This window comes from Corynebacterium sp. HMSC034H07, from assembly GCF_001815175.1.
Classification (GTDB): domain Bacteria; phylum Actinomycetota; class Actinomycetes; order Mycobacteriales; family Mycobacteriaceae; genus Corynebacterium; species Corynebacterium hiratae.
On the sequence record NZ_KV819532.1, the window covers coordinates 22,276 to 28,873 of the forward strand.

The 6,598-nt window shown below is 60.1% G+C and carries 7 protein-coding genes; all 7 read right to left on the reverse strand.

The window, feature by feature from the left end; all coding sequences use genetic code 11:
• Window positions 1–18 precede the first annotated feature (18 nt).
• Window positions 19–1,695 (reverse strand): DNA repair protein RecN, encoded by a 1,677-nt coding sequence (recN, locus tag HMPREF3009_RS08700; protein ID WP_070681369.1) that lies wholly within the window; start codon window positions 1,693–1,695, stop codon window positions 19–21.
• Window positions 1,696–1,734: 39 nt separating this feature from the next.
• Window positions 1,735–2,616, reverse strand: a complete 882-nt coding sequence (locus tag HMPREF3009_RS08705) for an NAD kinase (RefSeq protein WP_046649256.1) — start codon at window positions 2,614–2,616, stop codon at window positions 1,735–1,737.
• 26 nt (window positions 2,617–2,642) lie between these two features.
• Window positions 2,643–3,452: a TlyA family RNA methyltransferase gene (locus tag HMPREF3009_RS08710; RefSeq protein WP_070681371.1), complete on the reverse strand. Its 810-nt coding sequence runs from the start codon at window positions 3,450–3,452 to the stop codon at window positions 2,643–2,645.
• A 40-nt stretch (window positions 3,453–3,492) separates the two neighbouring features.
• Complete coding sequence (locus HMPREF3009_RS13570) at window positions 3,493–3,654, reverse strand: hypothetical protein (protein ID WP_198531129.1); 162 nt, start codon at window positions 3,652–3,654, stop codon at window positions 3,493–3,495.
• Window positions 3,645–4,628: an HAD-IIA family hydrolase gene (locus tag HMPREF3009_RS08715; protein WP_070681374.1), complete on the reverse strand. Its 984-nt coding sequence runs from the start codon at window positions 4,626–4,628 to the stop codon at window positions 3,645–3,647. The genes HMPREF3009_RS13570 and HMPREF3009_RS08715 overlap by 10 nt, the downstream gene beginning before the upstream one ends.
• On the reverse strand, window positions 4,628–5,578 hold the full coding sequence (locus HMPREF3009_RS08720) for a tetratricopeptide repeat protein (RefSeq protein WP_046649225.1): 951 nt from the start codon (window positions 5,576–5,578) through the stop codon (window positions 4,628–4,630). Before HMPREF3009_RS08720 ends, HMPREF3009_RS08715 begins: the two co-directional genes overlap by 1 nt.
• 129 nt (window positions 5,579–5,707) lie before the next feature.
• Window positions 5,708–6,454, reverse strand: coding sequence for a hypothetical protein (locus HMPREF3009_RS08725; RefSeq protein ID WP_232761042.1), 747 nt, complete (start codon window positions 6,452–6,454; stop codon window positions 5,708–5,710).
• Window positions 6,455–6,598: the final 144 nt, after the last annotated feature.

Below are 6,598 nucleotides of genomic sequence, written 5' to 3' on the forward strand. Positions count from 1 at the left end.
GTTTCCCCTGTTAGGCGCTCAATGTGTGGAAGGCGCGCGGAAACTCTCTACTTCTGCTTGAGCCCGGTCGAAGAGCTCCTGGGCATGCGCGCGGCCAGTCGCGGTGTCATCAAGACCAGCGAGCATGCGGGCGAGTTCCTCGACGCGTTCCTCGGCGCTCAAATCCGCCACGCCTGAGGTGAATTTCTCCTTGGACACGTGCAGGTGCGAATCCGCATAGGCAGCCACTTGGGGCAGGTGGGTCACGCAAATGACCTGGTTGGTGATGGACAGGCGCGCTAACCGACGCCCAATCTCCACCGCCGCGCGACCACCCACGCCGGCGTCCACTTCGTCGAAGACCAAGGTGGTGCCGTCGCCGCTGGCGAGTACCACTTCCATCGCCAGCATGACGCGGGAGAGCTCACCGCCGGAGGCGGCCGAGGCCAAGGGCTTTCCGTTGAGTTGGAATTCCACTTCATCCGCGCCCGTCTTGGAGTACTTCGCCTTGTGCACGGCGACCGTCAGTGTGGAATGAGGCATGGCCAAGCCGTGAATCTCCTCGGTGACCTGCGAGCCCAGCTTCTTCGCTGCCTTGGTGCGCGCAGCAGTGAGCTTCTCGGCCTTAGCCACCATTGTCTTTTCGGCCGCCATTACCTCCTTCTTCAATGCTTCGAGGGCCTCGGTAGAGGTGTCCAACGTCGCGAGTTTCGCTTCTGCCGCGTCACGCCAGGCCAACACCCCATCGATGTCTGCGGCATACTTACGTGTCAGGCGCTTGAGCTCCTGTTGGCGCTGCAGGGATTCCTCGAGGAGGTTGGGATCCGCGGGGAGATTTCCCAGATACGTGGTGAGCTCAGCGGCAATATCGGTCAATTGCGCGGTGACCTCGCTCAATCGCTCCCCGAGCCGCGCGAGTTCGACGTCGCTGGCCCCAGCCAGCGCGGTTTCAGCGGCGCCGACGAGGTTGACGGCGGTGTCCTCATCACCGAAACCTTCCCCGCCGTCGAGAGCGCTCAGCGCGGTGGCTGCTCCCTCGCGCAGGGCATCAACATCCTGCAGGCGCTTAATGAGGGTCACGAGCTCTGCGTCCTCGCCCGGTTCCGGGTCAAGGTCCGAAATCTCCGTTATCGCGAACTGGAGCCGGTCGACTTCCTGTGCCATCTCACGCCGTGATTCTGTACGGCGCTGGTAGTCCTTGGCCAACGCGCGCCAGCGGCTAAATGCCTGGGCATACGCCTCGCGGACCGATTCAACTGCAGGGTCAAAGCGGTCGATGGCGGCCAGCTGTTGATCAGTAGACAACAGCCGCAGCTGATCATTTTGCCCGTGGACGGTAATGAGATGGGAAGCGAACTCCCCCAGCGTCGCCGCCGGCACCGCTCGCCCACCCAGGTAGGCCCGCGAGCGTCCTGCCGCCGACACCGTGCGGGAGGCGATGTATTCGCCGTTCTCATCGGGCTCACCCCCGGCTTCCTCAACTAGTTCCGCCACGGCCTTCGAATCAGAAGAAAAGTGCCCTTCGACGGCAGCTTTGGAGGCCCCTTCGCGCACGCGCGAGGCATCAGCGCGCCCTCCCGCGAGCAGGCGCAAGCCGGTCACCACCATGGTCTTGCCAGCACCGGTTTCACCAGTGAGCACGGTGAGCCCCTGCGAAAGCTCCGCGGTGGAGCTTTCAATTACACCGAGATCAGAAATGCTGATATCAACGAGCACGGAGAGTTATCTTCCTTCCTGGTTACGCGCTAGAGCAGGTTAATGCCGCGGTCCGCGCCAGCCTTCCACGGGAAGGCGCAGCTTGGACACAAGCCGGTCAGTGAAAGGCTGGTGGTCAAGGCGAACCCACCGCACCGGCCGTTCACCGCGCACGATTTCCACGCGTGAGCCTGGGGGCATGGAGATTTCCCGAAAACCATCGAGGATCACCACGGCGGGAGTCGTTGCCGATGCCGATTCCACCGCTACCTGTGAATCCGGAGACACCACGAGCGGCTTGGTAAACAATGCGTGCGCGTTATTCGGCACCACCAGGATGGCATCGAGCGAAGGCCACAGCACAGGGCCGCCGGCGGAGAAGGCATAAGCCGTGGAGCCCGTAGGGGTAGAAATAAGTACACCGTCGCACCCAAAAGCGGATACTGGACGGCCATCCACTTCGAGGATGGCATCAAGCACTCCGGACCTGTTGAGGTTTTCAATCGACGCCTCATTCAGCGCCCAGCTGCGCTCACGCAACGCGCCTTCCGAATCGAAGACGCTCACGTCGATGGTCAGGCGGTCTTCGACGTCATAGGACTGCTCGATGACGCGCACGAGCGCACGGTCTAGGGACTCCGCTTCCCATTCTGCGAGGAAGCCCACGTGCCCCAAGTTGATGCCCAACACCGGAACGTCCACGGCGCGGGCCATATCCGCAGCGCGCAAGAACGTGCCATCGCCTCCGAGCACCAACACCAGTTCGCAGCCCTCTGCTGCCGCTGGTGTATGCCGGACGTGCTGCAGCCCGGGAAGCACAGTATCCGCAGCACAGACGCGCACCTTAATGCCTGCCTCCTGCAGCAGCTCCGCGGCCCGGTGGGTGGCGGCAAGGTTTTCCTCGCGACTGGCGTGCGGGACAAGAAGAATTTCACGGCGCATGGTGCCATCCGCGGCGCTGGTAGTGCTCACTGAGGTCCTTCCTTAATTGCCGTTTCGATGAGTACGTCCAGCCTATCCTCCGGGGTGGACATCCCGTCCTTGACCAGCCAGAGGAAATACTCGACGTTACCGCTCGGTCCCGGTAGCGGGGAGGCAGCCACACCTTTTACGCTTAGGCCGAGCTCCTGAGCGAAGACCGCCACGTCCTTGGTTACTTCCGCGCGAAGCTCGGGTGACCGCACCACGCCGCCGGCGCCAATACGGTCCTTACCTACTTCAAACTGTGGCTTGACCATGGGCAGTAGCCACGCGCCATCGACCATGCACTCCACGATGGCCGGAAGCACCAATTTCAAGGAGATAAAAGATAAGTCACCCACCATGGCATCGCACGGCCCACCGGTCTGCTCTAGGGTCAGATTACGAATATTCGTGCGGTCTAGCACGGTAACGCGCTCGTCGTTTTGCAGGCGCCACAACAGCTGCCCGTAGCCCACGTCAACCGATAACACTTCCGCCGCACCGCGACGCAAACAGACATCAGTAAAGCCGCCGGTCGAAGCCCCAGCATCCAACACGCGCTTGCCTTTTAAGTCCACGTCAAAGGCTTCAAGAGCGCCGAGCAGTTTGTGTGCACCTCGCGAGGCCCAGTCATCCCCCTCGCTGGCCTCGACCTTGATGGAAGCCTCTGGTTCCACCACCGTGGCGGGTTTGGTGGCCTTAAAGCCACCAACCGTCACGCGGCCAGCCTTGATCATCTCAACGGCGTGCTCTCGTGAGCGCGCGATCTTGCGGCGTACCAACTCCGCGTCGAGACGGCGACGTTGCGGTGGCATAAGTAAGTCCTCTTTCCCCTAGATTCCTCGGCGTGAAGCACTAGTTGTCTTGCAGCGCATCCCGCAGCACGGCATGAGCCCGGTCCAGCTGGGTCAACTCTTGCTCAAGAGATTCCGATGGCTCGTTAAGAATCGCGGCGATGGTCGCATCCAGCTTTTCTGGGGCAAGCACCGCCCGCGGGTCATGGGGCTTTACCGCCATGTGGATACTACCCTTTCAGCAGCCTCGCTCCGCGGCTGAATATAGCGAGGAGGCTCAGCGCCCGCCCAAGCTACTTCCAAAACCGTGCGCAGCGCCTCGACCGAAGTCGACTTCTCATCGCCTCCTTGGAGGACAATGTCATAACCGTCATACCGAGCCCGGAATCCACCCTGGGCTCCTGGCCGTGCCTGTGCTTCCGAGAGGGAGAGCTCGTGGAAGCCCGCGCCGATGAAATTGGGACGTGCCTCCGGAATGGCTTCAATAAGCGCCAGCTCACGAGACACACCGGTCAACACGTGGAACGTATCCATCGCTGCGTTATTACCACCGACGATATCGGTGTCCAGACGGTCACCGACAGCCAGGGGTTTGGTCGACCCCACCAGCTTGGCCGCCTGCGTAAACATAGCAGGCTCCGGTTTGCCTGCAGAAATAGGTTCAACGCCCGTGGTCGAAACAACGGCCGCGACGAGCGAGCCATTGCCCACGGCCATTCCTCGCTCCGTCGGCAGCGACGTATCGAGATTGGAGGCGTAGTATTTCGCACCTTGATTGATAGCAAATGCCCCCTCGGAAAGCTGTTCCCAACCGACCGACTTATCCATGCCTTGCAACACTGCCGCAGGCTTATCATCGGCGCTGTCGACTACTTCGAACCCTGCCTCACGGGCCAGCGTCCGGAATGAGTCAGCGCCGATAACGAGAACCTTGGTTCCTGCCGGGAAGTCCTCACGGGCAATCTTGACTGCGGCTTGCGCGGAGGTAACAACTCGGTTGGCATCCGTCTTAAGTCCAATTTCTCCCAGCATGCCAGCCACGGTCTGGGGGCTGCGGGAAGCGTTGTTCGTCACGTACACCGCGGGAACACCACAGGAGTTAATAACGTCAACGACGCACTGGAGGGCCTGTCCTCCCTCCCACACGGTTCCGTCAAGATCTAGCAGCAGCGAATCGTGGGTCTTGAGAATACTCATTATTTACATTCGGTCAGACGCTCCGCGGCGTCGGTCCAGTCTCCTTCATCGATGTCAACCGCGTGCTGGAACCATTCCTGTGCCTCCTCCTTACGGCCGGCCTCCAGCAGGGCATTGGCGTAAGCATAAGAAAGGCGGCAGGCAGACACGCCTGTGGCGTCCTTGTTCGGCTGCGCGCGCTGAATCGTGACCACAGCAGAATCTGCTTGACCCATGTCTAAGCGTGCACCTGCAGCCACGATTGCCAACTCGATGGCATCCTCCGGTGCCAGCTCCTTCGCCTCTTCGCTGCGCCACAATTCCACGGCCTTCTCTGGGCGACCAAGGCCGCGTTCACAATCCGCCATCACGGCAAGCAATCCAGGGCCACCGGAAATGCGGCGCGCAGCACGCAACTCCGCCAGAGCTTCCTTCCACTCCCCAGCACGGTAGGCGGCGATTCCATTCATTTCACGCGCAACCGATACGCGTCCAGCACGATCCTTTGCTGCGCGCGCGTGGCGAAGTGACAGCTGCGGGTCATCATCAAGCCACGTTGCCGCCATAATGAGATGCTTGGCCACTGCTTCGGAGTTTTCCTTCGATAGCGAGGAGAGGTCCTGCAGCACAGAAGGATCGAGGTCAGTGATATCAATATCAGATGGCAGATCCGGATCCGTCATGCGGCGATTGATCCGCTCCTCACGGTAGCCCGAACGCTGCGGATGCGAGGCCTTGTGCTTATCACGATCGTGGCCCTGACGATCGTTGCGGCGATCCCCACGACGAGGTTTAGCACCAGCGCGACCGCCACGGCGGTCATCGCGGCGATCGCCGCGACGCTCTTCTCGACGCCCCGATGCGCCGCCACGCTTCTCAAACTTCCGGCCACCAGAGCGGTTGTTTCCCCGGTTGCTTTCCGAGGAACCTTCGCGGCCACGCTCGTGGTCGCGGGAGTTAGATTCAGACATTAAATCCATGCACTTTCTGCGGTAGACGCGTCCGTATGTACCGAACCAGTGTACAGGTCAGCGGCCCGAAACCGGCAATGCACCGACTGGTGAGTGAAATGGCCCACACCCATGGCCAATAGTCAAAATTCACGGGCCATCAGGCAAGGAATCAAGCCGATCCAATGGCCAACCATGCCGAACGCGATCCAAGCCCGCAGCCACCTGTGAAGCGGACAGCCCATGTTCCACGCTTCCGTCGTCCAACGGCCGACCACGAACGACGGCCCAGAATGTCCACCCATTATTGCGGATTGCATCAAGGCGAATACCCTGGCGGTCACGCACCATGACAGCGCCTTCCCTAATCATTCGGTCCAACCTCAGCCCCTCCACGGACACCTCGAGCATCCGGGACTCGCCGTTTGGCGCCACGACCAACGCCTTCGTGGCATAAAAATTCCCTTTCTTCCCACGCCTGGCATTCTCCTCATCGTGAAAAAGACTGCCAAGGAGAACCGGATAAAAATCGATCCAGCCATTCTTCCAGGCCCTATTAATGCGAAGAGCAAACAGCGCATGTTTAGCGATGAGAAACAAAAAATAAAGGAGCGACGCGCCAAGAAGAAACGCCAAGAGACCCAGAACCTTGAAGCTGTTAAGAAGCAAGCCCACAAAGAAGATGAGTCCCGCTGCCAAGACCATCGCTCCGAAAAACACAAGCCCACCACGGATATCGCGCACTTGCGGAACAGGCTCTACTGATTCAAAGACCGGACAAAGGTTGTAGGGAGAGGGGTTCTCGTTCTTTCTCCCGTAGGGAACAGCCTTCAGTTCCTTCAGAAAGACCGGGTTATAAGAATGAGTAAAAGAAGCCGAAGTCTGCGGGAACCTCATCGCGTTCTCCTTCGCTATCCCGCCAAAAGTTGATACCGACCTCATTCTAGTTATAAAGCACGAAAAGGAAACGACATCCCGCTATCAATACAGTGCTGGTGGCCAACGATTTACGGGCCCTTCCGGTTTTAGAGTGCGTTGATT

What these genes read in the sequence shown, in the direction of transcription:
- HMPREF3009_RS08725 (WP_232761042.1), bottom strand. Translation starts at nt 6,454, where the DNA reads ATGAGGTTCCCGCAGACTTCGGCTTCTTTTACTCATTCTTATAACCCG.
- HMPREF3009_RS08710 (WP_070681371.1), bottom strand. Translation starts at nt 3,452, where the DNA reads ATGCCACCGCAACGTCGCCGTCTCGACGCGGAGTTGGTACGCCGCAAG.
- HMPREF3009_RS08720 (WP_046649225.1), bottom strand. Translation starts at nt 5,578, where the DNA reads ATGTCTGAATCTAACTCCCGCGACCACGAGCGTGGCCGCGAAGGTTCC.
- HMPREF3009_RS13570 (WP_198531129.1), bottom strand. Translation starts at nt 3,654, where the DNA reads ATGGCGGTAAAGCCCCATGACCCGCGGGCGGTGCTTGCCCCAGAAAAG.
- HMPREF3009_RS08705 (WP_046649256.1), bottom strand. Translation starts at nt 2,616, where the DNA reads ATGCGCCGTGAAATTCTTCTTGTCCCGCACGCCAGTCGCGAGGAAAAC.
- HMPREF3009_RS08715 (WP_070681374.1), bottom strand. Translation starts at nt 4,628, where the DNA reads ATGAGTATTCTCAAGACCCACGATTCGCTGCTGCTAGATCTTGACGGA.